Source organism: Bacillus sp. SIMBA_005, from assembly GCF_046535585.1.
Classification (GTDB): domain Bacteria; phylum Bacillota; class Bacilli; order Bacillales; family Bacillaceae; genus Bacillus; species Bacillus pumilus.
The window spans coordinates 1-261 of record NZ_JAWRWI010000642.1; the positions used below are offsets into that span (position 1 = coordinate 1).

The following is a 261-nucleotide window of genomic DNA, read 5'->3' on the forward strand; positions in this document are numbered from 1 at the left end:
CTTCAAATAAAAAAGGAGCTGTGTCGCAGACACAAGCTCTCTTTTTTTATTATTTATTTTCAAAAAGACTTGTTGAGTGAAGAGGCTGTACGCGGGCTTTCGGGTCCATGTAAGCCTTGGCGTTGTTCACTGCTGTCGGTGCCTCACCGAAGCCGCTGGCAATCAGGTTGACTTTTCCTTCGTATGTACAAATGTCACCTGCTGCAAAGAAGCCTTCGATATTTGTTTCCATTGTTGATTTCACGACAATGGAATTTTTCT

Annotated in this window: 1 pseudogene; it reads right to left on the bottom strand. The window is 42.9% G+C overall.

What is annotated here, in order from left to right:
* Nucleotides 1-49: 49 nt before the first annotated feature.
* Nucleotides 50-261: pseudogene (locus SB660_RS21645) on the bottom strand (ferredoxin--NADP(+) reductase); the annotation flags it as partial.